This is a genomic window from Pseudomonas sp. URMO17WK12:I12 (genome assembly GCF_000514395.1).
Lineage (GTDB): Bacteria > Pseudomonadota > Gammaproteobacteria > Pseudomonadales > Pseudomonadaceae > Aquipseudomonas > Aquipseudomonas mucoides.
This window is the reverse complement of sequence record NZ_AZVV01000010.1, coordinates 1-22,145: the sequence shown is the minus strand read 5'-3', so window position 1 is coordinate 22,145 and position 22,145 is coordinate 1. Positions and strand designations below refer to the sequence as shown.

The window sequence follows — 22,145 nt, the reverse complement described above, 5'->3', positions numbered from 1 at the left end:
TGTTATTAAAGCGGGTAATTCGCGAGCCATCAGGACAGCGCTATCTTTTTTGGCAACACTCATACGGCCTGTTTCAGGCCGTGTGCCTGCCACCAGACATGCGCCTGCGACGCCAGTTGCTCGACGCTGTAGGTCGATGCATCCAGCGCCAGGGTCAACGGCTCGCCCACGGGGGATTCGAGGGTGGCGAACTGGCTGTCGATCAGGGTCGAAGGCATGAAGTGCCCTGGCCGGTGCGACACACGCTCGGCGGCGACTTCAGGGGTCAGCTCAAGAAACACGAAGCCCAGGCCCGGCAAAGCGCTGCGCAACACTTCGCGGTAGCTGTGTTTGAGGGCCGAGCAGGTCAGCACCGGGCGTTCGCCCTTGGCGTCGACGCGGCGCAGTTCATCGCACAGGCTGTCGAGCCAGCCGGCACGGTCCTGGTCGTTCAGGGGGATACCCGCGCTCATCTTTTCGATATTGGCGGCAGGGTGGAAAGTATCGCCTTCAATGGCAGTCGCGCCGCTGAGTTGGCACAAGGCCTCGCTGACGCATGTCTTGCCGCAACCGGCAACGCCCATGATGACCAGGGCGGTGATGGGATGATTCATGTAACACCTCAGCGCGCAGACAGCGCTACCTTTGACAGCTATGACACTCGATCAAAAGTAGAAGTTGCCGACGCCTTCTTGTCATTTTTGTGGGTTGCAGCATTTTCGTCCCAGTGCCAAAAAGCGAGGTTCAGGCAAAACTCGCTTACGCATTTGCAGCCGCTTCGGGACAGCGCTACCTTAGTGCCTTGAATTTTGTTTGGCAAGCCGCCCGATGACCTCCCCTAAAAACGATAAAAATACCCGCACCACTGGCCGCCCTACCCTCAATGAAGTAGCCCGACTGGCCGGGGTCAGCCCGATTACCGCCTCCCGTGCGTTGCGCGGCGTCAGCACCGTGGCCGCCGAACTGGTAGAAAAAGTCCAGAAAGCCGCGCTCGAACTCAACTACGTGGTCAACCCCGCCGCCCGCGCCCTGGCCTCGGCGCAGAGCCATTCGGTGGTGGTTTTGGTGCCATCGCTGTCCAACCTGTTGTTCATCGACACACTGGAAGCCATTCATCAGGTGCTTCGCCCCAAGGGCTTCGAAGTGCTGATCGGCAACTTCCATTATTCACGCGATGAAGAAGAAAACCTGCTGCGCAACTACATGGCCTATCAACCTCGCGGCTTGCTGCTGACCGGTTTCGACCGCACTGAAAGTTCGCGACGGATGATTGAAGCCAGCAACATTCCCTGTGTGTACATGATGGAACTGGACAGCGCGGCGGGTGTGAATTGCGTGGGTTTCTCGCAACTGGCCGCCGGCGAAACGGCGGCCGAACATTTGCTGTCCCGTGGTCGCAAGCGCCTGGCCTACATTGGCGCGCAACTGGACCAGCGCACCTTGCTACGCGGCGAAGGGTTCCGCAAAGCCCTGCAGAAGGCCGGGTTGTACGACCCGGGTCTGGAAGTGCTGACCCCGCGTGCCTCCTCCGTCGGATTGGGCGGCGAGCTGTTTCTGCAACTACTGGCCAGTCACCCCGATGTCGATGCGATCTTCTTCGGCAACGACGACCTGGCCCAGGGCGCACTGCTTGAAGCCCTGCGCCATGGCATCAAGATCCCGGAACAAGTCGCCATCCTCGGTTTCAACGACCTGCCCGCCTCGGCGCACATGGTGCCGCGCCTGAGCAGCATCAATACGCCGCGCGAGGCCATTGGCCGACGTTCGGCGGAGTTGATGTTGACGTTGCTGGCGGGGAATTCGGTGGCTAAACCGGTGCAGGATATGGGGTTTGAACTAAAAATCCGGGAAAGCACATAACCCCCCTGTAGGAGTGAGCCTGCTCGCGATGGCGGAGTGTCAATCAACAGGGATTTGACGGAGAGACCGTTATCGCGAGCAGGCTCTCTCCTACAGGGGATCAGCGTTGGCACAGCGATTCGACAAACGCCAACGCGCCTTTCTGCAACGGCTGGCTCTTGAGCCAAACGGCATGCACCGGCAACTCCAGACCATTCTCGATGTTGCGAAAGTTCAGGCGCTTGAGCCTTCCGGCATCGAGTAGCGGCTGGACCACAGACACCGGAAAGTTACCCCAACCCAATCCCGCTTCGACCATCTCCAGCGCCATCGCCAACGTGTCGGTGCGCCAGTAAGACTCGCCCACCAAGGGCCGGGTTTCGCTGATCGGCAGATCGCGGCTGGCGACGATAATTTGCCGGACATTGACCAGATCCTCGAGAAACAAATCCCGCCCTTGAAACATCGGGTTGTTCGCCGCGAGCGTGGCGACCATCCGCTCCGTGCCGACAAACTGAAACCGCTCCAGCGCATTCATGCTGAGCCCGGCGAAGGCCAGGCACACGCTGACCCGGCCGCTGTGCAGCATGGCCAACACATCATCCTGCGGCGCACTGAGCACTTCGACTTCCAGCAGTGGATGACGCTCGGCAATCACCTTGATCGCCGCCATCAAACGCCCCTTGTCGATGTCCGCCACCACGCCGATCGACAACTTGCTCTCCAGCCCCAGCGATAACTCGATCGCATGCACTTGCAGGTGTTTGAGTTGCTCGGCGATCAGTCGTGCGTGCGGCACCAGTGCACTGGCCATGGCGGTGGGCACCGGTTCGCGATGACTGCGGTCAAACAGCGGATAACCCAGTTCAGCCTCCAGGTTGGCGATGCCCATGCTCACGGCCGACGGGACTTTCCCCAGCGCCCGGGCAGCGGCTGAAAACGAGCCGCGTTCGATCACCGCAAGAAACAACTCGATGCTGTCGCTGTTGAAATTCATCCACCGTCCTATCAATAAAACTGAAAGCTACTGACTTTTTCTGTCACGACTATTGAAGCTATCTTTCGCCGCCTTCGCCAGTGCTGCTGGTTTCAAGTTCGCAAGAAAGAGGCAAATCCCCATGCAAGGCGTTAAACGCAAACTGGTCTATGTATCGTTGTATGAAGTCATCGGCATGACGTTTTCGGCACTCGGCCTGGCGCTGTTGTCCGGCACTTCCCCAGGCAGCACCGGCCCCTTGGCGGTGATCATCACCACCCTCGCCGTGACCTGGAATTTCATCTACACCTCGCTGTTCGAGCGTTGGGAAAGTCGCCAGTTATCACGCACCCGCACCGTTAAACGGCGCATCGTCCATGCCGTGGGTTTTCAACTAACCTTGATAGTGTTTCTCATCCCGTTGATTGCCTGGTGGATGAACATCAGTCTGGTGCAAGCGTTCCTGCTGGACTTGGCATTGATTATTTTCATCCCGTGCTACACCTTTGCGTTCAACTGGTTATTTGATCGCACGTTTGGTTTGCCAACGTCGGCGCTGCCGGATCCGGTTTGAAAACGGAGTAGCTCAATGGAACATGCACTGAAGATTCTCGGTAAGGCGTCGTCGATCAACGTCAGAAAAGTCCTGTGGACCTGTGAGGAACTGGGCGCTACCTACGAGCGTGAGGACTGGGGCAGCGGTTATGCGTCGACCCACACGCCGGAGTTTCTGCGCCTGAACCCCAATGCACAGGTGCCGGTGATCATCGATGAGGCAGGCGTGTTGTGGGAGTCGAATACCATCTGCCGCTACCTGGCCGGCAAACACCAAAATACCGATCTGCTGCCGCATGACCCGGCGGCGCGTGCGCGGGTGGAGCAGTGGATGGATTGGCAAGCCACCGAGCTCAACCCTTCCTGGAGCTACGCGTTTACCGCGTTGGTGCGCAAGGACCCGGAGTTTCAGGACCCGCACCGGATTGCCGTCGGCGTGCGAGGCTGGAACCAGAAAATGGCCCTCCTCGAACACCAACTCGCGACCACCAAAGCCTATGTCGCCGGGCCTCGTTTTACCCTGGCCGACATTGTCATCGGGCTGTCGGTCAACCGCTGGCTGATGACCCCGATGGAGCGGCCGGACTTCCCCGCCATCGACGAATATTTCCAACGCCTGGCACAACGCCAGGGTTTCCTGAAACACGGCTGTAACGGCTTGCCGTGACGGCGCGGTCGAACGCTGCCGCCTGACGGCAACTCCTGACCGCTATTACCCCCTCAAGCCCCGTAAATATGGGTATCAAGCGACGGCACGCTAATTGCTCCTGCCCTCCGGTCAGCAATTACCTACAGGCTATTCATCATGTTGGTCAGTGCAAAACAAACACAAATGGTCCCTCTGCCCAAGCGTCCCGGCGAAGACCCGAGTGCTGAAGCCGCCGCCGGGCTGCAAAGCGGCATGCAGGGCGCGATGCTGCAAGCGCTGCAAACCAATGTTCAGGCGCAGGTCCAGGCGTCCGCGACCCAACAAACCACGCAGCAAGTGAACGAGGCGAGCAAGATCAGCGACAACATCGATGAAGCCTTTGCCAAGACCCGCGTGGCGCTGCAAGCAGCCGATCCGTCGAAAGTGCCGGCCGACATTCAAGGCAACTCCACCGACAGTTCGGCAATGACCGACTTCAAGGACTACATGAGCAAAACGCCGGAACAGCGGCTGCGCGACAGTATTCTGAAAGACATGGGCATTACCGAAGAAGACTTGAAAGCCATGCCGCCGGAGAAACAACAGGCCATCGCGCAAGAGATTGCCGATCGCATGCAAGACAAGATGAAACTGGCGCAGGCCGAGAAAGAAACCAGCAGTAGCGAAAAAAGCGGCACTCAAGTAGTCGACAAGTTTCTGGCATCGCTTTAACCCGCGAGCATAAAAAAGGGCCCCTCTACCGGGACCCTTTTTCATTTTTACCGTGGTCAGTTCAATTGCAAGGTCGAGTTGAACTGTCTGATTGCATCGACGACATGCCGCGAGCCTACAGTGCTCAACCAGAGCCCCAATCGGTCACTGGCCAGAACAATACTGAACCAGCCGCCGTACACGCCGATCAACAACAGCCAGGTCGGCCATTCGGTGCGGGCCGTCAGGCGTTGACGCAGGGTGTCGATTTCTTCTCGGTGGGCGGTATCGAAGTACTGGGGCATGGCGTTGTTCAGATCGGGGACCAGTCCCCTTCTGTGCAGTTGCCTTGGGACATCTTGCAGATTATTCGGTTATTTCGTTAAACCTGCAGCAGGAGCCCGATTGCCGGGCTCCCTTGTCGCGGGATCAGTGACCGAACACATCCACCTTCTTGGCCTTCTTGTCCGCGCGCTTTTCATCGGCGGTTTTCGCCGGCTTTTTCTTCGCTGCTTTCTTTGAATCCATGCCTTTGGCCATGATACGTACTCCACTCATACGGGATGTGAGATCAGGTATACACCTATCCCTGCGCGTACGTTCTTTTATAATCGCCCGCTTTGCACACCGACAGTCCAGACCCATGCCCGACACCCAGTACACCCTGCTCGACGAGCCGTTATGGCCCCTGATGAACAAATTTTATCGCGCGCACCAATCGCCGATGAAAGCCGTGCGCGATGCTCGGTTATGGGTGGCACGACGCAATGAGATTGTGGCGGCGCTGTGTTTGCGACCGGTGGCGGGCGGGTATTGGTTGACGGGGTTGTTTGTTGACCCGACCTGTCGCGAACAGGGGATTGCCGGCGAGTTGATTGCGGCAGCGGTCAAGGACCTCGACCTTCCGGTGTGGCTGTTTTGCCATCCGGATCTGCGTGGCTTTTATGAACGTCGCGGCTTTACCTTCGATCCGCAGATGCCGTACGCCATGGTGGAGCGGTTGAGTCGTTATGCGCGCAGCAAGCCGATGATTGCGATGGGGCTGGAGCTAGGCAAACCGCTCATTCAAGACTTGTGAAAATCCAATGTGGTGGTCTTAGTCGTCAGCGTTCGGATCAAGGTCCGGGAACATGACTTCGGTAAACCCGAACTTGCTGAAGTCGGTAATGCGCGACGGGTACAAACGGCCGATCAGGTGATCGCATTCATGCTGCACCACCCGCGCATGGAAGCCTGAGGCGATGCGCACGATGGGTTGGCCCTTGGGGTCGACACCTTCGTAGCGAATCTGCTGATAACGGTCCACGGCGCCGCGCAGGCCCGGCACGGACAGGCACCCTTCAAACCCCTCTTCCAGCGTCGGGCTCAACGGTGTGATCAGTGGATTGATCAGGATGGTTTGCGGCACCGCCTCGGCGTCCGGGTACCGTTCACTGTGCTCGAAACCAAAGATCACCAGTTGCAGGTCGACCCCGATCTGCGGCGCAGCCAGGCCGACGCCGCCAACGCTTTCCATGGTCTGGAACATGTCGTCGATCAACTGCCACAACTCGGGGCTGTCGAACATCTCGGCCGGTACCGGCGGGGCAACGCGCAGCAGGCGCTCATCGCCCATTTTCAGAATTTCACGGATCATTTGGTGACTTCGTCAGTGGAGGGATGGACCGAGTGATCGCGCCCCAATCCCGAAACGTGGTGTTTTTGATGGTCGTGGCCGTGTTCGCCAGGAACCTTCTCGCCGGGGTCCTTGCCTTCGCTCGACATGTGCTCGATGACCGCGTTCATCTCCGCGCCGAGCAACAGCACCGCGGCGGAAATGTAGAAGTACAGCAACAGCACGATGATCGCGCCGATACTGCCATACATGGCGTTGTAGTTGGCGAACTCCTTGACGTACAGACCGAAGCCCACAGAGGCACAGATCCACACCACCACCGCCAGTACCGATCCCGGCGTGATAAAGCGAAACTCCTGTTTGACGTCGGGCATGACGTAATAAATCACGGCCACCGCGACCATCAGCAGAATCACCACCACCGGCCAGCGCACGATGGTCCAGAGGGTCACGATGAAGTCTTCGAGACCGACCTGCGCGGCGATCCAGCCCATCAACTGCGGACCGAGCACCATCAGCGCGGCGGCGACCAGCAGCATGCCGGCGATGCCGACGGTGTAAATGATCGACAACGGGAAGCGCTTCCACGCCGGCCGGCCTTCGACCACATCGTAGGCCGCGTTCATCGCGCTCATCATCAGCCGCACACCGGCGGAGGCGGTGTACAGCGCAATCACGATACCCACCGAGAGCAATCCACCCTTGGATTGCTGGAGCTGGTCAATGACCGGGTTGACCTGTTCCAGCGCCTGGGGCGGCAAGACCAGTTCCGATTGCAGGCGCAGCCAGGAGAAAAAGTCCGGCAGGTGCAGAAAACCGATCAGGGCAATCAGGAACAAAATGAAGGGAAACAGCGAGAACAACATCTGATAGGCCAGCGCCGAGGCATAGGTCGACATTTCATCGTCGATGAACTCGGTGACCGTGCGCACCATCACACGGTGCAGGGGCAGGCCTTTCATGTCCGGGAAAATCATTAGCGTCTCCTTTCGCCGCAAGATTGGGGTTGAAGTCGTGGCGACTCAGGGGCCGTTTGCTACATCAAAGTAGCCTACTTGGCGACTTTGAAACAATTTCCGCGCTCAAGTTCAGGCTGACACAAAAACGGCCATCCGAGGATGGCCGTTCGTGATCATCGTCAAAGGCCGAATCAAGCCTTGTCGACGCCTTTCTTGATGGCGTCTTTGGCTTTGCCTATAGCTTGCTGAGCCTCGCCTTTCTTTTCCTGCACTTTGCCTTCAGCTTGCAGGCGGGTGTTGTCAGTGGCCTTGCCGACACCTTGCTTGACGTTGCCGACGGCTTCGTTGGCCATGCCTTTTACTTTATCGCCAGTGCTGCTCATGGTGTTGCTCCTGTGAACAAATCAATGAGAAAAGTCGTTACACAAGGATTGACCGGGGGCGTTTGCAGGGAGTTTCATTTATTTTGTACGGCACATTTCGTCGATCTTGGCAGGTTGGGCTTTATGTTTGCCGACCAACCCCCGAGAATGCGCAACGTATTCAGGCCATGGCGCTGAAGATCCAATCCCGTAGGAATGTTATGAAACTCGATAAAAAGCAGGCCATTGCCCGCAGAAACCAGGAACTTGGCGGTGCCGTGCTTGGCGTCAATAACTGCCATTTCACCGAATTGAACCGCAACCGCAACATCTGGTGGTTCGATATCCCGGTCGCGCGTCTGGCCATTGGTCAGTACGAATGGGTTCACTTGCTGATGCACACGCCGGACACCGACGAGCTGCTGCACCTGAAAGTGCCGACCGTGTTCCTGCGCGAGAAGCTTGAAGGCCTGGTGGTGCGCAATGAAGGCAAGCGCAAGGCGGCCTTGAGCCTGGAGCTGAGTGCCGACAAGGACTCGTTCCTGCAGGACATGCGCCCGGCGGGTACCAACGTCAATTTCGCACCGTTCCGCCTCTGAAAGCAAAAGCCTGCTCGCGATAGCGGTCTGACAGTCAAAGAAGATTTGGCAGGCAAAAAAAGCCCCGCATCTGCGGGGCTTTTTGTTGTTACGCGCCGACCTTTTTCGCGGCGATTTTCTTCAGTTCTTCGTCGCGCAACTCGCGGCGCAGAATCTTGCCGACGTTAGTGGTCGGCAGCGCGTCGCGGAACTCGACGGCACGCGGCACCTTGTAGCCGGTGACGTTCGCACGCATGTGCTCCATCACTTGCTCTTTGGTCAGCGTCACGCCCGGTTTGGCGACGATGAAGATCTTGATCGCCTCGCCCGACTTCTCATCCGGCACACCTATGGCCGCACATTGCAGCACGCCCGGCAGGGTCGCGAGCACGTCTTCCAGTTCGTTCGGGTACACGTTGAAACCGGAAACCAGGATCATGTCTTTCTTGCGATCGACAATACGCATGTAGCCGTCCGGCTGGATCAGCGCGATGTCACCGGTCTTCAACCAGCCTTCGCTGTCGAGGATTTCATCGGTGGCTTCCTGGCGCTGCCAGTAGCCTTTCATCACCTGCGGACCTTTGACGCACAGTTCGCCGATTTCACCCAACGGTTGCTCCACGCCAGCATCGTCGATGACTTTGCAGCGGGTCGAAGGGACCGGAATACCGATGGTGCCGATCTGGATGTGCTGGATCGGGTTGACGGTGGCCACTGGACTGGTTTCGGTCATGCCATAACCTTCGCAGATAGCGCAGCCGGTGACCGCTTTCCAGCGTTCGGCGGCAGCCAGTTGCAGGGCCATGCCACCGGACAGGGTGACTTTCAGCGCCGAGAAGTCCAGCTTGCGGAAACCTTCGTTATTGCACAGGGCCACGAACAACGTGTTGAGGCCGACAAAACCGCTGAACTTCCACTTCGACAGTTCCTTGACCATCGCCGGCAAGTCGCGCGGGTTGCTGATCAGGATGTTGTGGTTGCCGATCAGCATCATCGCCATGCAATGAAAGGTGAACGCATAGATGTGATAAAGCGGCAACGGCGTGATCAGGATCTCGCAACCTTCATTAAGGTTGGAGCCCATCAGCGCCTTGCATTGCAGCATGTTTGCCACGAGGTTGCGGTGGGTCAGCATCGCCCCTTTTGCCACGCCGGTGGTGCCGCCGGTGTATTGCAGCACCGCGACATCGCTGCTGGCCGGGTTGGCTTCAGCCACTGGCTGGCCATGGCCCTTGCTCAGCACGTCGTTGAATTTGACGGCCTTGGGCAAGTGATACGCCGGGACCATCTTCTTCACGTACTTGATGACGCTGTTGATCAACAGGCGCTTGAGCGGCGGCAGCAAGTCGGCCACTTCGGTGACGATCACGTGCTTGACGCCGGTTTTCGGCACGACGGTTTCCGCCAGATGCGCCATGTTGGCCAGGCAGACCAGGGCTTTGGCACCGGAATCGTTGAACTGGTGTTCCATTTCCCGCGCGGTGTACAGCGGGTTGGTGTTGACCACGATCAGCCCGGCGCGGATGGCACCGAAGACGGCGACCGGGTACTGCAACACGTTGGGCAACTGCACGGCGATTCGATCGCCCGGCTGCAAGTCGGTATGCTGTTGCAGGTAAGCGGCAAAGGCACCGGACAATTCGTACAGTTCACCGTAGGTGAGTGTCTTGCCCAGGTTGCTGAATGCCGGCTTGTTGGCGAAGCGTTGGCAGGATTGCTTCAACACTGCCTGAATATTCGGGTACTCGTCTGGATTGATCTCGGCAGCGATCCCAGCTGGGTACTTATCCTTCCAAAAGTCTTCGATCATGGAAGCCCACTCCTCAGCAACGCGAATTCAGCACCGCATTTGATGCGATTATTATTGGTGTGTGTTTTATCGGTGAGTCTGGCTTTTTACTAGGCCGAGAAGTCACAAAGCGCGCCGAGAGTAGCAGCTTTGCCAAGGGTCGACCAGAGCCAAAAGCGGCCTCTATGGTCACAATTGTGACTCAAGAATAACCGGCAGTCATTTTAGAGCAAAAAACCTATAAAGCCTTGGAAGCCCCGAAAACAGGAGCTTTCCAGCCCCTAAAAGCATCGCGGGCAAGCCATGCTCCTACAAGGATCAGCGATGATCTTGTGGGAGCGTGGCTCGCCCGCGATCCGCGCAAAGCGCGGCCATTCAATGATTAAGCGATATCGCGCAACTCCCGCCGCAGAATCTTCCCGACCGGCGTCATCGGCAACGACTCACGCAACACGATGTGCTTGGGCACTTTGTACGCCGTGAAGTTTTCCTTGCAGTACGCCTTCAGCTCTTCAAGGCTGACCCCCGCTTCACGGGCCACTACAAACAACTTCACCGCCTCCCCCGAACGCTCGTCCGGCACACCGATGACCGCACAGTTGGCGACTCTCGGGTGAGCCATCACCACGTCTTCAATCTCGTTCGGGTACACGTTGAAACCCGAGACGATGATCATGTCTTTCTTGCGATCGACGATGCGCACAAAACCGTCCGGGTCGATTACCGCAATGTCGCCGGACTTGAACCAGCCCTCGGCATCCAGCACTTCGGCGGTGGCTTCCGGTTTCTGCCAGTAGCCCTTCATGATCTGCGGGCCCTTGATGCACAGTTCGCCGCGCTCGCCCAATGGCTGCTCGACGCCGTCATCGTTGATCACTTTGAGCGTGGTGCCCGGCACCGGCAGGCCGACCGTGCCGATCCGCGATTGATCGCCGTACGGGTTGGTACAGGCCACTGGCGACGTTTCGGTCAGGCCGTAACCTTCGGTGATGCGGCAACCGGTCATCTGCTCCCAACGCTCGGCGGTGGCCTTGACCAGCGCCGTGCCGCCGGAGTTGGTCAGCTTGAGGCTGGAGAAATCCAGGGTCTTGAAGTCCGGGTGATCCATCAAGGCGACGAACAGCGTGTTGAGCCCCAGCAACGCCGAGAACCGCCAGTTCTTCAGCTCCTTGATGAAGCCGCCAATGTCGCGCGGATTGGTGATCAGCACGTTGTGGTTGCCGGTCACCATCATGCACATGCAATTCGCCGTGAAAGCATAGATGTGGTACAGCGGCAGCGGCGCGATCATCACCTCCTGCCCTTCGCGCAGCAGCGGTTGACCGTCAGCGCCGAACTGCCCAAGGCATGCCCGCGCCTGTTGCATGTTCGCCACCAGGTTGCCGTGGCTCAGCATTGCGCCCTTGGCCAAACCGGTGGTGCCGCCGGTGTATTGCAGCACGGCGATGTCGCCGAGGCTGACTTTCAGCGGCTTGATCCCCAGGCCACGTCCCATGTGCAGCGCGCTCTTGAACGAAATGGCCTGCGGCAACGAATACGCCGGGACCATTTTCTTGACCTTGCTGACCATGGTATTGACCAGCCAGCCCTTGGCGGCAGGCATCAGGTCGCCCATTCGCGCTTCGATCAGGTACTGGATGTCGGTGTCGGGCAGCACTTCCTGGACCTTCTGCCCGAACATGTTCAGGTACACCAGCGCCCGCGCGCCGGAATCCTTGAACTGATGACGCATCTCCCGCGCGGTGTACAACGGGTTGGTGTTGACCACGATCAGCCCGGCGCGCAAGGCACCGAACACGGCAATCGGGTAATGCAGGACGTTAGGCATCTGCACCGCGATGCGATCCCCCGGCACCAGGTCGGTGTGGGCTTGCAGGTACGCGGCGAAGGCCAGGCTCTGGCGTTCCAGTTCGGCGTAGGTCAGGGTCACGCCCATGTTGCTGAAGGCCGGGCGATCAGCAAATTTCTTGCAGGAACGCTCGAACACCTCAATCACCGACTTATAGGCCCCAAGATCGATGTCCAGGGGCACGCCGGCCGGGCGTTTGTCATTCCAGAAATCAGGTTGCATTGTTCTTGTCCTCTTTACCTGAGCCTATCCGGGCCGCTTTTCTGTCACTTCTAAAAAACCTGAAGCGAAAGGCGGGGCTCCACGGACACTAGCAGTTATGGCGATTCAGGCAAATACAGCCAACGCCGTCATTGACCGCGTGAATCTTCCTGCCGTGGCGCGGCCTGATCAGACGGCAAGCGCGGGATGCGCTATACAATGCAACCACGCCCATGCCACATGCAGCCCCATGCAAAGGAATCGCCATGATCCACGACACGTTCTGGCTGACCGCGAGTGACCACAGCCGCCTCTTCGTCAACCAGTGGCTGCCCGCCTCGCCGTTAAAAGCCGTGATCCTGCTGGCCCATGGCATGGCCGAACACAGCGCTCGCTACGCCCGGCTGGCGGAAAAATTCTGCGAGCAGGGCTACGGCGTGTATGCACCGGATCTGCGTGGACATGGCAAAACTGCCGAAAACGGCACGCTGGGCCATTTCGCCGATGACGATGGCTGGTGCAAAGTCGTCGGCGACCTCGCCAGCCTCAACCAACACATCGGCCAGCATCATCCTGGCGTGCCCATTGTGTTGCTCGGTCACAGCATGGGCAGCTACATCGCCCAGGCTTATCTGCTGCATCACAGCGCCAGCCTGCACGGCGCGGTGCTTAGCGGCTCGAACTTCCAGCCCGTGGCGCTCTATCGCGCGGCGCGGCAGATCGCCCGCCTGGAGAAGTTGCGCCAGGGGCCCAAGGGCCGTAGTGCGCTGATTGAATGGCTGTCCTTCGGTTCGTTCAACAAACAATTCAAACCGGCGCGCACCCGTTTCGACTGGCTCAGTCGCGACCCGGCAGAAGTGGATAGGTACGCCAACGACCCGCTCTGCGGCTTCCGTTGCACCAACCAGCTGTGGATCGATTTGCTCGGTGGGTTGCAGCAAATCAGCAAAGCGTCCAATCTCGCCCAGATCGATCCGGGCCTGCCGCTGCTGGTGATTGGCGGCGAATGTGATCCGGTGAGCGAAGGCAAACGTCTGAAAGATCTGGCTGACGCCTTGCGTGCGGCAGGCAGCCAGAACCTGCACCTGACGATTTACCCGCAGGCGCGGCATGAACTGTTCAATGAGAGCAACCGCGAGGAAGTGATCAACGACGTGTTGCAGTGGATTGCCCAGGCCCTCAGCCACCGCCGGCCACCCCGGTCGGAATAGTTTTTTTGTGGATTCATTTATTCGTCACAGGAATCGAGACAGATGACCCAGGTTACCAACACCCCTTACGAAGCCCTCGAAGTCGGCCAGACCGCCAGCTACAGCAAAAAGGTCGAGGAGCGCGACATTCAGTTGTTCGCTGCAATGTCCGGCGATCACAACCCGGTGCACCTGGACGCCGAATTCGCGGCAGGCACCATGTTCAAGGAGCGCATCGCACATGGCATGTTCAGTGGTGCGCTGATCAGCGCCGCCGTGGCGTGCGAGCTGCCTGGGCCGGGGACGATCTATATTGGCCAGCAGATGAGCTTTCAGAAACCGGTGAAAATCGGCGACACCCTGACCGTACGCCTGGAAATCCTCGAGAAACTACCGAAGTTTCGTGTACGCATTGCCACTCGCGTGTTCAACCAGAACGATGAGTTGGTAGTAGACGGCGAAGCCGAGATCCTGGCACCGCGCAAGCAGCAGACCGTGACGTTGCCGACATTGCCGGCGATCAGCATCGGCTAATCGACCAGGCATAAAAAAACGCCAGACTGGCTGGCGTTTTTTGGCAGGCAACGAACGCTTACGAGCGTGCGCGAGCCTGGTTACGCAGGGCTTTCACCTGGTCATGATTGCGTTGCACGCCGTGGTACTGACGTTCAACCAGATCACGAATACCCACCAGGTTGTGTTTGTTGATTTTCTCCATGGCTTCGCGGTAAGCCTTCAGCGCGTGGTCTTCACCGCGTTCGGCTTCGTTCAGAACGGCTTCTTCGTCTTTGCCGGTGAACATCGACTTCACGTCGACCCAACGACGGTGCAAGTCGCCGCTGACACTGGTAGAAGTTTCCGGATCACCCCCCATCGAACGCACGGCTGATTGCAGTTCAGCAGCGGCGGTGGCGCAATCGGCAGAACGCTGAACGAACAGCGTTTTGAGTTCTGGGTGCTTGATGTCTTCAGCGCAAGTCTTGAACCCTTCCTGACCGTCTTTGCTGGTTTCAATCAGGTCGTTGAGTACAGAGATGGCTTCTTTATTCATGTCGGTCATTTTTCAATTCCTTGCGGGTTGATGAAAGATGCAATGACTGTTGCACCCTGCATGCCAGCTTCTGACCGATTATTTATTCGTTATTTTTCAATCAGTTATATAAAACAGCAAAATCTGTATCCGTTTTTTTTGCATGATCTGTCAATTGGCCTGCATGCAGAATGCCTGTATTTTCCAGACGCATAGAATCAAGACGACCCACTGATGAACCCTGAAAAACTCGAACTGCTGATCACTCGCGAAATGCCCTTCGGCAAATACAAGGGCCGGATCATTGCCGACCTGCCCGGCCAGTACCTGAACTGGTTTGCCCGGGAAGGATTTCCCCATGGCGAACTCGGTGGCTTGCTGGCCTTGATGCAGGAAATCGACCACAACGGCTTGTCGGAACTGCTAGAACCCCTGCGCGCCAAACACGGCAAACCTGCGCCCCGCCATTGATCCTGACCGAGTAGCCCATGCCCGATAACACCCGCCGCGCCCGTGATGAATCCTTCTGGAAGACCTTTGCCGACCGCTACGCCGTCGAACCCGGCCCGATCAACCTGGAAAACGGTTACTTCGGGCGCATGTCGCGAACGGTAGTCGAGGAATACCAGCGCAACATCGAGCTCATCAATCGCAGCAACTCAGTGTATGTCCGCCAGCGCTTCGAACAGGGTGAAATCCTGCAGATCCGCGCACAACTGGCCGAGTTGGTGGACGTGCCCGCCGAAGCCGTCGCCCTGACCCGCAACGCTTCGGACGGCATGCAATCGTTGATCCGCAACTACAACCGCCTGCAACCGGGCGATCAAGTGCTGTTCAGCGATCTGGAATACGACACCGTCAAAGGCGCGATGCGTTGGCTGGCGCGCAATCGCGGGGTCGAGGTGATCGAAATCAATCACGCCCACCCCGCCAGTTTCGACAGTTTGCTGGCCAGCTACCGCGACGCTTTTGCGCGTTATCCCAAACTCAAACTGATGGCCCTGACTCACGTCACCCACCGCACCGGCCTGGTGATGCCGGTGCAGGCGATTGCCGCCGCCGCCAAGGAACACGGCGTCGATGTGATCCTCGATGGCGCCCACGCACTGGGGCAGATTGACTTCAAGCTCGATGAACTCGGTGTCTCGTTCGCCGGCTTCAACCTGCACAAATGGATCGGCGCGCCGCTGACCCTGGGCTTCATCTACATCGCGCCCGAGCGCCTGGCCGATATCGACCCGGACATGGGCGAGGTGCATTTCCCGGTCACCGATATTCGAGCACGCACGCCGTACAGCACACCCAATATTCCGGCGCTGCTGACCTTGCCGCTGGTGTTCGAAGAACATCAGGCCATGGGCGGGTCCGCCGCCAAAAGTGCCCGGCTCAACTACTTGCGCAATCTGTGGGTGCGCGAAGTGCGCGAACTCCCGGGGATCGAAGTGATGACGCCGGATGATCCTCGCTTGTATTGCGGCATCACGTCGATGCGTTTCACCCGACAAGCCGATCAACAACCGATGGTCGAGCGACTGCTCAACGACTACAACCTGTTTACCGTCATGCGCAGCGGTGCCGCGAGTGGTCCGTGCATTCGCATCACCCCGGGCCTGACCACCACCGCCGTACACATGCAACTGCTGGCCCGGGCGCTGAGCGAACTGCGCTGAGGTCATACGGTGTACTTGTCGAAATCCTCGGGCTTGATGTGCGATGACACCGCGAAGGTGTCGATGCCTATGGTCGTGGCGCCGAAGAAGCCATCTTCATTCGAATCCCGGCTGAGGGTGTGCACGTTCAAGGTCGACGCTTCGCCGCTGTGGTGCTTGTAGTAAACGTCTTCATCGTTGGTCAGCGCCAAGGACTTGCGACCGCTGTACTCACGTGAGTTGAGGACCGAGCGCGACGCCACCTCGGGCAAGTACAACTGACCGACCCAGGCGACATGCCGTTCTTCCAGGTAATTGTTGCCGGCGGTGATGCGCACGGCGACGTGAATGTGCAGCGCACGGCCGGCGTAGAACCCCGGATAGACCGTGGTAAACCGCACGACGCCTTGCCTGTCGGTGAACTGCCCGCCTCGCAGGTAGGTGTCGTCGTCGGTGCGCGGGACCGAGCCGATGTCACCGTTGTCCACTTCCTTGTCTGGATCAATCCTGCTCCAGCCCGAATAAAACCCGCGCGCATTGCAATGCCAGATATCGACCAGCGCGCCGGTGACAGGTTGCCCGGTCATGGCATCAACGATTTGCAGGCGCAGCACCAGGGGAACACCATCGGCGCCTTCGCTGATGTTGCGCCGGATCAGTTTCGGATTGCGGAAATACGGGCCGGGGATCTGCTCAGGAGATAGCAGGTAAACCGGTGATGCGGGTGCAACTGAGGTGTTGTCGTCCATGACGTTCTCTCTTCCATAAGAAGCGTGCAGATTAACGTCGGGCGAGTGGTGAGATGCGGTAACTATGTATCGCTCGAGGAAGACCTGTAGCAACTGCCGAAGGCCGCTATAAGGAATTTCGATGGCCAGTTTTTTGCGGGCAAAAAAAAACGGTGCACCGACCAAGCGCACCGTAAAGCCGTAGAACACACAACGAAGTGTCAGGTAAAGCGGATCAGTCCAGCAGCGCCAAGGCCTCGGCGGTGCATTCCTGAATGCGGGCCCAGTCGCCGTTCTTGATCCACTCCGGATCAAGCATCCAGCTACCGCCCACGCACATCACGTTTTTCAACGCCATGTAGCTCTTGATGTTGGCCGGGCCGACGCCACCAGTCGGGCAGAATTTCACTTCGCCGAATGGACCGCCGAGGGCCTTGATGGCCGCGACGCCGCCGCTGACTTCCGCCGGGAACAGCTTGAAGCGGCGATAGCCCAGGCCATAGCCTTCCATGATGCCGGAGGCGTTGCTGATCCCCGGCAACAGCGGGATCGGGCTGTTGACGCTGGCTTCAAGCAAATCACGGGTGATGCCCGGTGTGACGATGAACTGCGAACCGGCCGCTTCGGCGGCGGCGAGCATGTGGCGATCGAGCACGGTGCCGGCACCGGTCATCAGTTCCGGACGCTGTTCGCGCAGGATCTGGATGGCCTTGAGGCCGAACTGCGAACGCAGGGTCACTTCCAGGGCGGTCAGGCCACCGGCGGCCAGGGCGTCGGCCAGTGGCAGCACGTCCTGCTCGCGAGCGATGGTGATCACCGGCAGAATCCGCGCCTTGGCGCAGAGGCTGTCGATCAGGGCAACTTTGTCCGCCATGGATACGGTCGGGGATGGGGTTGTCATAGCGGCTGTTCCTTGGCTCATGGGCACCAGTAAATCTCTAACGTAGGTTGCAAAAACGCGCGAATCGGCATGGCGGCGACATCGTCGACGGCCAATGCGGCACTCAGGGTGGTCAGCTTGGATTGACCGGAAATCGATAGCACTTTGTGTTTGGCCGAGGCCAGCAGCGCACGGCTCATGGTCAGGCGCTGATGCGGCACGGTCGGCGCCAGCATCGGGTAGCAGCGACGTGTGCCGTCGACTTTCAAGGCGTCGGCCAGGTTCGGGCTGTTCGGGAACAACGAGGCGGTGTGGCCGTCGTCGCCCATGCCCAGCACCAGCACGTCGATCACCGGCAGTTCGGACAACAAACGGTCGGCCTGCTCGGCCGCCTGTTCCAGGTTGGCGCTGGCGCTGTACAGACTCAGGAACTGAGCCTTGGCCGCCGGGCCTTGCAACAGATAACGCTTGAGCAGACCGGCATTGCTGTCGGCATGTTCCACCGGCACCCAACGCTCGTCAGCCAGGCTGACCACCACGTTCGACCAGTCCAGTGCCTGCTTGGCCAGGTGCTGGAAAAACGCCACCGGACTGCGACCGCCAGACACCACCAGCGTGGCAGTGCCCTGGGCCTCGATCGCTTCGCTCAGTTGCTTGGCCACCGACAGTGCCAGCGCTTGTGCCAACAGCACCGGGCTCTTGAACTCATGGGCGCTGACGCCCTGAGGCAGTTTCAAATCAGATATCGCCATACCACGACCTCCCGTCCCGCGTGATCAGAGCAATGGAGCTCATCGGTCCCCAGGACCCGGCCGCGTAAGGCTTGGGCGCATCACCGGATTTTTTCCACCCGGCGATCAACTGGTCACACCACTTCCACGCGGCTTCGATTTCATCTTTACGGACAAACAGGTTCTGATTGCCGCGCATCACTTCCAGCAACAACCGCTCGTAGGCATCGGGAATCCGCGCGCTGCGATAGGTGTCGGAAAAATTCAGCTGCAACGGACCGCTGCGCAGCTGCATGCCCTTGTCCAGGCCTTGTTCTTTGGTCATCACGCGCAAGGAAATGCCTTCGTCCGGTTGCAGGCGGATAATCAGCTTGTTGCTGATTTGCAGGCGCTGCTCGGGGGCGAAGATGTAGTGCGACGGTTCCTTGAAGTGAATGACGATCTGCGACAGTTTCTGCGGCATGCGCTTGCCGGTGCGCAGGTAAAACGGTACGCCGGCCCAACGCCAGTTGCGGATATCGGCACGCAAGGCGACGAAGGTTTCGGTGTCGCTCTGGGTGTTCGAATTGGGCTCTTCCAGGTAACCCGGCACCGGCTTGCCTTCGCTGTAGCCGGCGATGTATTGACCGCGCACCACCTGAGTGGTCAGGCCTTCCGGGCTGATCGGCGCAAGTGCCTTGAGGACTTTGACTTTCTCGTCGCGGATGCTGTCGGCGGACAGGTCGGCCGGTGGGTCCATGGCGATCAGGCAGAGCAGTTGCAGCAGGTGATTCTGGATCATGTCCCGCAGCTGCCCGGCCTTGTCGAAGTAACCCCAGCGGCCTTCGATCCCGACCTTCTCGGCCACGGTGATTTCCACGTGGGAGATGTAGTTCTGGTTCCACTGGGTTTCGAACAGGCTGTTGGCGAAACGCAGGGCAATGAGGTTTTGAACCGTCTCTTTGCCCAGGTAGTGGTCGATGCGATAGGTGCGGTTTTCCGGGAAAAACTGCGCCACCGCGTCGTTGACCTTGCGCGAGGATTCCAGGTCCGAGCCGATCGGTTTTTCCAGCACCACGCGGGTGTTTTCCGCGAGGCCGACTTTGGCCAGGTTCTCGCAAATCGCGCCGTACACAGCGGCCGGCGTGGCAAAGTAGGCAATCACACGCTGGGCGCTGCCGGCCATATCGGCCAGGGCGATGTAATCGTCAGCCTTGAGGAAGTCCACGTGCAGGTAGGTCAGCCGCGCCAGAAAGCGCTCGACCACGGCTTCGTCCAGCTCTTTGGCGCCCACATAACGACGCAGTTCGGCGCCGATGAATGCCAGGTGCTGCTGCTCGGTGCCGGGCTCGCGGGCCAGCGCGATAATGCGCGTATCCTCGTGCAGAAGGCCTGCGCCATCGAGTTGATAGAGGGCAGGAAACAGCTTGCGCAAAGCCAGGTCGCCGAGGGCGCCGAACAAGGCAAAGGTGCACGGTTCAACCGTAATCGAAGGCATGATGTTTGTTCTTTTATCAAGTTAAGCTACAAATACCTTTTTTTAAGGCATCGCTCAAGAGAAAATGTAGTAATAACCACAACATTTTCGCAAAATACAGAATCCGAGTGGTAGCCGGTCGGAGCCATCAGTAGGATAGGCCACCGTTTGGGGCCGCATCCAAGGCCCTTTTGGCATAGCCGAACTCTAATTTGCGCAGCTGACCCAAGGAACACATATGGACCGCGTGCGAAATTTACTGGAACAGATCCAGAATCGCCTTGAAGACCTGAACAAGGCGGAACGTAAAGTCGCCGAAGTGATCCTGCTCAACCCAGAGCAGGCCACCCGGTTCAGCATCGCTGCGCTCGCCCAGGCCTCCAAGGTCAGCGAGCCGACCGTCAACCGCTTCTGCCGCTCGTTCGGCGTCAGCGGCTACCCGGAACTCAAACTTCAGTTGGCCCAAAGCCTGGCCAGTGGCGCGGCGTATGTCAGCCGCGCGGTCGAGGCCGATGACAACCCTGAAGCCTATACAAAGAAGATTTTCGGCAGCGCCATCGCCTCGCTGGACAGTGCCCTGCAGGCGTTGGACCCGAACCTGATCAGCCGCGCCGTCGACCTGTTGATCCAGGCCCGGCAGATCCACTTCTTCGGCCTCGGCGCCTCGGCCCCGGTGGCGCTGGACGCGCAGCACAAGTTCTTCCGCTTCAACCTGGCCGTCACCGCCCACGCCGACGTACTGATGCAACGCATGATTGCGTCGGTGGCGCACACCGGCGAATTGTTCGTGATCATTTCCTACACCGGCCGCACCCGCGAACTGGTGGAAGTGGCGCGCATCGCCCGTGAGAACGGTGCGTCGGTGCTGGGCCTGACCGCCGAGGGTTCGCCGTTGGCCAAGGCCAGTACGCTGAGCCTGAATATTCCACTGCCGGAAGACACCGACATCTACATGCCGATGACTTCACGCATCATCCAGCTGACCGTGCTGGACGTGCTGGCGACCGGCATGACGCTGCGTCGCGGGGTGGATTTCCAGCCGCATTTGCGCAAGATCAAAGAAAGCCTGAATGCGAGCCGCTATCCGGTTGGGGATGAGTTCAACTAATCTGGCATCTCCGCAGCCTGACAGGGCCTCATCGCGAGCAAGCTCGCGATGAGGCCAGCCGCACCACCGCAATCTTGAGCTAAACGCCAACCCGCGCCTGCAAACTCAAATGCGCCCTCTCTCCTGGCGCCAGGCTCAGGCGATGGGCGCCGCCACTCGCCGCTTCCACACACACGAATTCTGAAATCTCATTCCAGCTCACCCCCAGCAGTGGCCGCGAGCCGGGATGCCAGACCACCGTGTCCGAATGGTCACCGGTATCGATGCACAATTCACGTTGCCAAGCGTGGTCCTTGAGCTGCAACTCGCCGTCGTGCTGGAACACGCGCTGGCAACCGCCATCGACCCGCAACTCCCCCTCCTGCTGGCAAACCTGGCGATTCAAGTGATCATACCCCTGCGCGCCCTCGAGCCCAGACAGCGCTACCTCACCCACGTCACCAATACGCCAGTAAGCGTGCAACGCCTGACTCAATTGGCACGGCAAGGTGTCTTGATGCTCGGTGCTCAGGCGCAAATCCATGCGTTCGCCCAAATGGGCGTGCAGGTCCACCTGCCAGTCACACAACTGCAGTTGCCAGTGCAATCGCACGCCATCGTCATCGTGGCTGCTGTCGAGCAGCTTCCAGTCGATCAGCCGTGCCCAACCATGGGAAGGCCAAGCGTTTTCGCTTGGATGACGGCCATACCAAGGCCAGCACACAGGCACGCCACCACGAATCGCACCGACCTGCGGCCACTTCGCCGCGCACCAGAGCCAGGGCTTTTGACCCGCAGGCTGGAAATGCAGCAACTGCGCGCCCTGGCGACTGAACACCGCCTGACACAGCGGATGATCGATCACCAACACGTCGCGCTTCTGATAGCGCTCCCACGCAAACACCGGACGTTCGCGCAAGGATTTGAAGAAGCGTTGTAGCGGATGCTCATGCATGTGCCACGGTCCTGAAAATCATCTGTTGCCGGGGCGCGCCCCCCCAAAAAAAAGCGGACAGCCTGGGCTGTCCGCAAATATGCGCACATAGAGAGGAGCTTATCGCAACAGCGTTAGAACACCGACTGAATTTTCAGGCCGGCCACCAGTGCGTTATCGACTTCATCAACACCGCCCGGGTGAGTGATGTATTGCAGGTTAGGACGCACGGTCAGCCAGTTGGTAACGTGGAAGCCGTAGTTGATTTCGTAGTTGTACTCGGTGGTCCGCAGTGGCGAGAACAGTGGGTTCTCGTAATCAGTGACATTGTTCGCCGCGTTCACCAGCTCGGCGTTTTTCTTCACGTCATCGTTGACGTGGGTGCGGGCGAAACCGATACCCATGTCATCTTTAGGACG

Annotated in this window: 25 protein-coding genes and 1 pseudogene; 11 read left to right on the top strand and 15 right to left on the bottom strand. The window is 59.0% G+C overall.

Annotated features, from left to right (window positions below; all coding sequences use genetic code 11):
• Positions 1 to 59 precede the first annotated feature (59 nt).
• Positions 60 to 593 carry a gluconokinase gene (locus D882_RS0114290; protein ID WP_027923877.1) on the bottom strand — a complete coding sequence of 178 codons (534 nt, stop codon included), beginning with the start codon at positions 591 to 593 and terminating at the stop codon, positions 60 to 62.
• A 214-nt stretch (positions 594 to 807) separates the two neighbouring features.
• On the opposite strand from D882_RS0114290, the gene D882_RS0114285 reads away from it, so the two are divergent.
• Positions 808 to 1,839: a LacI family DNA-binding transcriptional regulator gene (locus D882_RS0114285; RefSeq protein ID WP_027923876.1), complete on the top strand. Its 1,032-nt coding sequence runs from the start codon at positions 808 to 810 to the stop codon at positions 1,837 to 1,839.
• A 100-nt stretch (positions 1,840 to 1,939) separates the two neighbouring features.
• Here D882_RS0114285 and D882_RS0114280 read toward each other — a convergent pair whose 3' ends face one another.
• Positions 1,940 to 2,815, bottom strand: coding sequence for a LysR family transcriptional regulator (locus D882_RS0114280; RefSeq protein WP_027923875.1), 876 nt, complete (start codon positions 2,813 to 2,815; stop codon positions 1,940 to 1,942).
• 121 nt (positions 2,816 to 2,936) lie between these two features.
• Here D882_RS0114280 and D882_RS0114275 point away from each other — a divergent pair, with 121 nt between their 5' ends.
• From D882_RS0114275 to D882_RS0114265, 3 genes are all read left to right on the top strand, one after another.
• Positions 2,937 to 3,368, top strand: coding sequence for a PACE efflux transporter (locus tag D882_RS0114275; protein ID WP_027923874.1), 432 nt, complete (start codon positions 2,937 to 2,939; stop codon positions 3,366 to 3,368).
• Between the two features lie 15 nt (positions 3,369 to 3,383).
• On the top strand, positions 3,384 to 4,016 hold the full coding sequence (locus D882_RS0114270) for a glutathione S-transferase family protein (RefSeq protein WP_027923873.1): 633 nt from the start codon (positions 3,384 to 3,386) through the stop codon (positions 4,014 to 4,016).
• Positions 4,017 to 4,154: 138 nt separating this feature from the next.
• Positions 4,155 to 4,709 (top strand): hypothetical protein, encoded by a 555-nt coding sequence (locus D882_RS0114265; RefSeq protein WP_027923872.1) that lies wholly within the window; start codon positions 4,155 to 4,157, stop codon positions 4,707 to 4,709.
• 116 nt (positions 4,710 to 4,825) lie between these two features.
• On the opposite strand, the pseudogene D882_RS0114260 reads toward D882_RS0114265, so the two are convergent.
• A pseudogene (locus D882_RS0114260) lies at positions 4,826 to 4,993 on the bottom strand (fatty acid desaturase); the annotation flags it as partial.
• Positions 4,994 to 5,331: 338 nt separating this feature from the next.
• On the opposite strand from D882_RS0114260, the gene D882_RS0114250 reads away from it, so the two are divergent.
• Positions 5,332 to 5,766: a GNAT family N-acetyltransferase gene (locus tag D882_RS0114250; RefSeq protein ID WP_027923870.1), complete on the top strand. Its 435-nt coding sequence runs from the start codon at positions 5,332 to 5,334 to the stop codon at positions 5,764 to 5,766.
• An 18-nt stretch (positions 5,767 to 5,784) separates the two neighbouring features.
• Here the strand turns inward: D882_RS0114250 and def are convergent, their stop codons facing one another.
• The 3 genes from def to D882_RS0114235 all read right to left on the bottom strand — a co-directional run bounded on the left by def (position 5,785) and on the right by D882_RS0114235 (position 7,645).
• Entirely contained in the window at positions 5,785 to 6,324 is a 540-nt protein-coding gene (gene def / locus D882_RS0114245; protein ID WP_027923869.1) for a peptide deformylase, read from the bottom strand.
• Entirely contained in the window at positions 6,321 to 7,280 is a 960-nt protein-coding gene (locus D882_RS0114240) for a YihY/virulence factor BrkB family protein (RefSeq protein ID WP_027923868.1), read from the bottom strand. Before D882_RS0114240 ends, def begins: the two co-directional genes overlap by 4 nt.
• Positions 7,281 to 7,453: 173 nt before the next feature.
• The gene (locus tag D882_RS0114235) at positions 7,454 to 7,645 is read right to left on the bottom strand and encodes a CsbD family protein (protein ID WP_027923867.1); all 192 of its coding nucleotides are present in this window, start codon (positions 7,643 to 7,645) and stop codon (positions 7,454 to 7,456) included.
• A gap of 200 nt (positions 7,646 to 7,845) precedes the next feature.
• Here D882_RS0114235 and D882_RS0114230 point away from each other — a divergent pair, with 200 nt between their 5' ends.
• On the top strand, positions 7,846 to 8,223 hold the full coding sequence (locus tag D882_RS0114230) for a hypothetical protein (protein ID WP_027923866.1): 378 nt from the start codon (positions 7,846 to 7,848) through the stop codon (positions 8,221 to 8,223).
• Between the two features lie 88 nt (positions 8,224 to 8,311).
• On the opposite strand, the gene fadD1 is transcribed toward D882_RS0114230, so the two are convergent.
• Together fadD1 and fadD2 are read right to left on the bottom strand one after the other, a co-directional pair.
• A complete protein-coding gene (gene fadD1 / locus D882_RS0114225; RefSeq protein ID WP_027923865.1) occupies positions 8,312 to 10,012 on the bottom strand; it encodes a long-chain-fatty-acid--CoA ligase FadD1 in 1,701 nt (566 codons plus the stop codon).
• A gap of 361 nt (positions 10,013 to 10,373) precedes the next feature.
• Positions 10,374 to 12,062 carry a long-chain-fatty-acid--CoA ligase FadD2 gene (fadD2, locus tag D882_RS0114220; RefSeq protein WP_027923864.1) on the bottom strand — a complete coding sequence of 563 codons (1,689 nt, stop codon included), beginning with the start codon at positions 12,060 to 12,062 and terminating at the stop codon, positions 10,374 to 10,376.
• Between the two features lie 245 nt (positions 12,063 to 12,307).
• Here fadD2 and D882_RS0114215 point away from each other — a divergent pair, with 245 nt between their 5' ends.
• Together D882_RS0114215 and D882_RS0114210 are read left to right on the top strand one after the other, a co-directional pair.
• Positions 12,308 to 13,252: an alpha/beta hydrolase gene (locus D882_RS0114215; RefSeq protein ID WP_027923863.1), complete on the top strand. Its 945-nt coding sequence runs from the start codon at positions 12,308 to 12,310 to the stop codon at positions 13,250 to 13,252.
• 42 nt (positions 13,253 to 13,294) lie between these two features.
• Positions 13,295 to 13,765 (top strand): MaoC family dehydratase, encoded by a 471-nt coding sequence (locus tag D882_RS0114210; RefSeq protein ID WP_027923862.1) that lies wholly within the window; start codon positions 13,295 to 13,297, stop codon positions 13,763 to 13,765.
• A 58-nt stretch (positions 13,766 to 13,823) separates the two neighbouring features.
• On the opposite strand, the gene D882_RS0114205 is transcribed toward D882_RS0114210, so the two are convergent.
• Positions 13,824 to 14,291 (bottom strand): PA2169 family four-helix-bundle protein, encoded by a 468-nt coding sequence (locus tag D882_RS0114205; protein WP_027923861.1) that lies wholly within the window; start codon positions 14,289 to 14,291, stop codon positions 13,824 to 13,826.
• Positions 14,292 to 14,495: 204 nt separating this feature from the next.
• On the opposite strand from D882_RS0114205, the gene D882_RS0114200 reads away from it, so the two are divergent.
• Positions 14,496 to 14,732: a DUF3820 family protein gene (locus tag D882_RS0114200; RefSeq protein ID WP_007949456.1), complete on the top strand. Its 237-nt coding sequence runs from the start codon at positions 14,496 to 14,498 to the stop codon at positions 14,730 to 14,732.
• A 17-nt stretch (positions 14,733 to 14,749) separates the two neighbouring features.
• Positions 14,750 to 15,931, top strand: a complete 1,182-nt coding sequence (locus D882_RS0114195; RefSeq protein ID WP_027923860.1) for an aminotransferase class V-fold PLP-dependent enzyme — start codon at positions 14,750 to 14,752, stop codon at positions 15,929 to 15,931.
• A gap of 2 nt (positions 15,932 to 15,933) precedes the next feature.
• Here the strand turns inward: D882_RS0114195 and D882_RS0114190 are convergent, their stop codons facing one another.
• The 4 genes from D882_RS0114190 to zwf all read right to left on the bottom strand — a co-directional run bounded on the left by D882_RS0114190 (position 15,934) and on the right by zwf (position 19,726).
• Entirely contained in the window at positions 15,934 to 16,659 is a 726-nt protein-coding gene (locus D882_RS0114190; RefSeq protein ID WP_027923859.1) for an intradiol ring-cleavage dioxygenase, read from the bottom strand.
• A gap of 214 nt (positions 16,660 to 16,873) precedes the next feature.
• Positions 16,874 to 17,539, bottom strand: a complete 666-nt coding sequence (locus tag D882_RS0114185; RefSeq protein WP_007949453.1) for a bifunctional 4-hydroxy-2-oxoglutarate aldolase/2-dehydro-3-deoxy-phosphogluconate aldolase — start codon at positions 17,537 to 17,539, stop codon at positions 16,874 to 16,876.
• Positions 17,540 to 17,556: 17 nt separating this feature from the next.
• Positions 17,557 to 18,270 (bottom strand): 6-phosphogluconolactonase, encoded by a 714-nt coding sequence (gene pgl, locus D882_RS0114180; protein ID WP_027923858.1) that lies wholly within the window; start codon positions 18,268 to 18,270, stop codon positions 17,557 to 17,559.
• The gene (gene zwf, locus D882_RS0114175; protein WP_027923857.1) at positions 18,257 to 19,726 is read right to left on the bottom strand and encodes a glucose-6-phosphate dehydrogenase; all 1,470 of its coding nucleotides are present in this window, start codon (positions 19,724 to 19,726) and stop codon (positions 18,257 to 18,259) included. Before zwf ends, pgl begins: the two co-directional genes overlap by 14 nt.
• Positions 19,727 to 19,952: 226 nt before the next feature.
• Between zwf and D882_RS0114170 the strand changes: the two genes are divergently transcribed.
• The gene (locus D882_RS0114170; protein ID WP_172825977.1) at positions 19,953 to 20,813 is read left to right on the top strand and encodes a MurR/RpiR family transcriptional regulator; all 861 of its coding nucleotides are present in this window, start codon (positions 19,953 to 19,955) and stop codon (positions 20,811 to 20,813) included.
• Between the two features lie 79 nt (positions 20,814 to 20,892).
• Here the strand turns inward: D882_RS0114170 and D882_RS0114165 are convergent, their stop codons facing one another.
• Complete coding sequence (locus D882_RS0114165) at positions 20,893 to 21,747, bottom strand: D-hexose-6-phosphate mutarotase (RefSeq protein WP_027923856.1); 855 nt, start codon at positions 21,745 to 21,747, stop codon at positions 20,893 to 20,895.
• A gap of 113 nt (positions 21,748 to 21,860) precedes the next feature.
• Positions 21,861 to 22,145: carbohydrate porin (locus D882_RS01000000131155; RefSeq protein WP_032833544.1), on the bottom strand; the 285-nt coding region annotated here is incomplete at its 5' end.

Bases quoted from the DNA above. Each gene is read 5' to 3' on its own strand.
- D882_RS0114290 (WP_027923877.1), bottom strand. From the start codon at position 593: ATGAATCATCCCATCACCGCCCTGGTCATCATGGGCGTTGCCGGTTGC.
- D882_RS0114285 (WP_027923876.1), top strand. From the start codon at position 808: ATGACCTCCCCTAAAAACGATAAAAATACCCGCACCACTGGCCGCCCT.
- D882_RS0114280 (WP_027923875.1), bottom strand. From the start codon at position 2,815: ATGAATTTCAACAGCGACAGCATCGAGTTGTTTCTTGCGGTGATCGAA.
- D882_RS0114275 (WP_027923874.1), top strand. From the start codon at position 2,937: ATGCAAGGCGTTAAACGCAAACTGGTCTATGTATCGTTGTATGAAGTC.
- D882_RS0114270 (WP_027923873.1), top strand. From the start codon at position 3,384: ATGGAACATGCACTGAAGATTCTCGGTAAGGCGTCGTCGATCAACGTC.
- D882_RS0114265 (WP_027923872.1), top strand. From the start codon at position 4,155: ATGTTGGTCAGTGCAAAACAAACACAAATGGTCCCTCTGCCCAAGCGT.
- D882_RS0114250 (WP_027923870.1), top strand. From the start codon at position 5,332: ATGCCCGACACCCAGTACACCCTGCTCGACGAGCCGTTATGGCCCCTG.
- def (WP_027923869.1), bottom strand. From the start codon at position 6,324: ATGATCCGTGAAATTCTGAAAATGGGCGATGAGCGCCTGCTGCGCGTT.
- D882_RS0114240 (WP_027923868.1), bottom strand. From the start codon at position 7,280: ATGATTTTCCCGGACATGAAAGGCCTGCCCCTGCACCGTGTGATGGTG.
- D882_RS0114235 (WP_027923867.1), bottom strand. From the start codon at position 7,645: ATGAGCAGCACTGGCGATAAAGTAAAAGGCATGGCCAACGAAGCCGTC.
- D882_RS0114230 (WP_027923866.1), top strand. From the start codon at position 7,846: ATGAAACTCGATAAAAAGCAGGCCATTGCCCGCAGAAACCAGGAACTT.
- fadD1 (WP_027923865.1), bottom strand. From the start codon at position 10,012: ATGATCGAAGACTTTTGGAAGGATAAGTACCCAGCTGGGATCGCTGCC.
- fadD2 (WP_027923864.1), bottom strand. From the start codon at position 12,062: ATGCAACCTGATTTCTGGAATGACAAACGCCCGGCCGGCGTGCCCCTG.
- D882_RS0114215 (WP_027923863.1), top strand. From the start codon at position 12,308: ATGATCCACGACACGTTCTGGCTGACCGCGAGTGACCACAGCCGCCTC.
- D882_RS0114210 (WP_027923862.1), top strand. From the start codon at position 13,295: ATGACCCAGGTTACCAACACCCCTTACGAAGCCCTCGAAGTCGGCCAG.
- D882_RS0114205 (WP_027923861.1), bottom strand. From the start codon at position 14,291: ATGACCGACATGAATAAAGAAGCCATCTCTGTACTCAACGACCTGATT.
- D882_RS0114200 (WP_007949456.1), top strand. From the start codon at position 14,496: ATGAACCCTGAAAAACTCGAACTGCTGATCACTCGCGAAATGCCCTTC.
- D882_RS0114195 (WP_027923860.1), top strand. From the start codon at position 14,750: ATGCCCGATAACACCCGCCGCGCCCGTGATGAATCCTTCTGGAAGACC.
- D882_RS0114190 (WP_027923859.1), bottom strand. From the start codon at position 16,659: ATGGACGACAACACCTCAGTTGCACCCGCATCACCGGTTTACCTGCTA.
- D882_RS0114185 (WP_007949453.1), bottom strand. From the start codon at position 17,539: ATGACAACCCCATCCCCGACCGTATCCATGGCGGACAAAGTTGCCCTG.
- pgl (WP_027923858.1), bottom strand. From the start codon at position 18,270: ATGGCGATATCTGATTTGAAACTGCCTCAGGGCGTCAGCGCCCATGAG.
- zwf (WP_027923857.1), bottom strand. From the start codon at position 19,726: ATGCCTTCGATTACGGTTGAACCGTGCACCTTTGCCTTGTTCGGCGCC.
- D882_RS0114165 (WP_027923856.1), bottom strand. From the start codon at position 21,747: ATGCATGAGCATCCGCTACAACGCTTCTTCAAATCCTTGCGCGAACGT.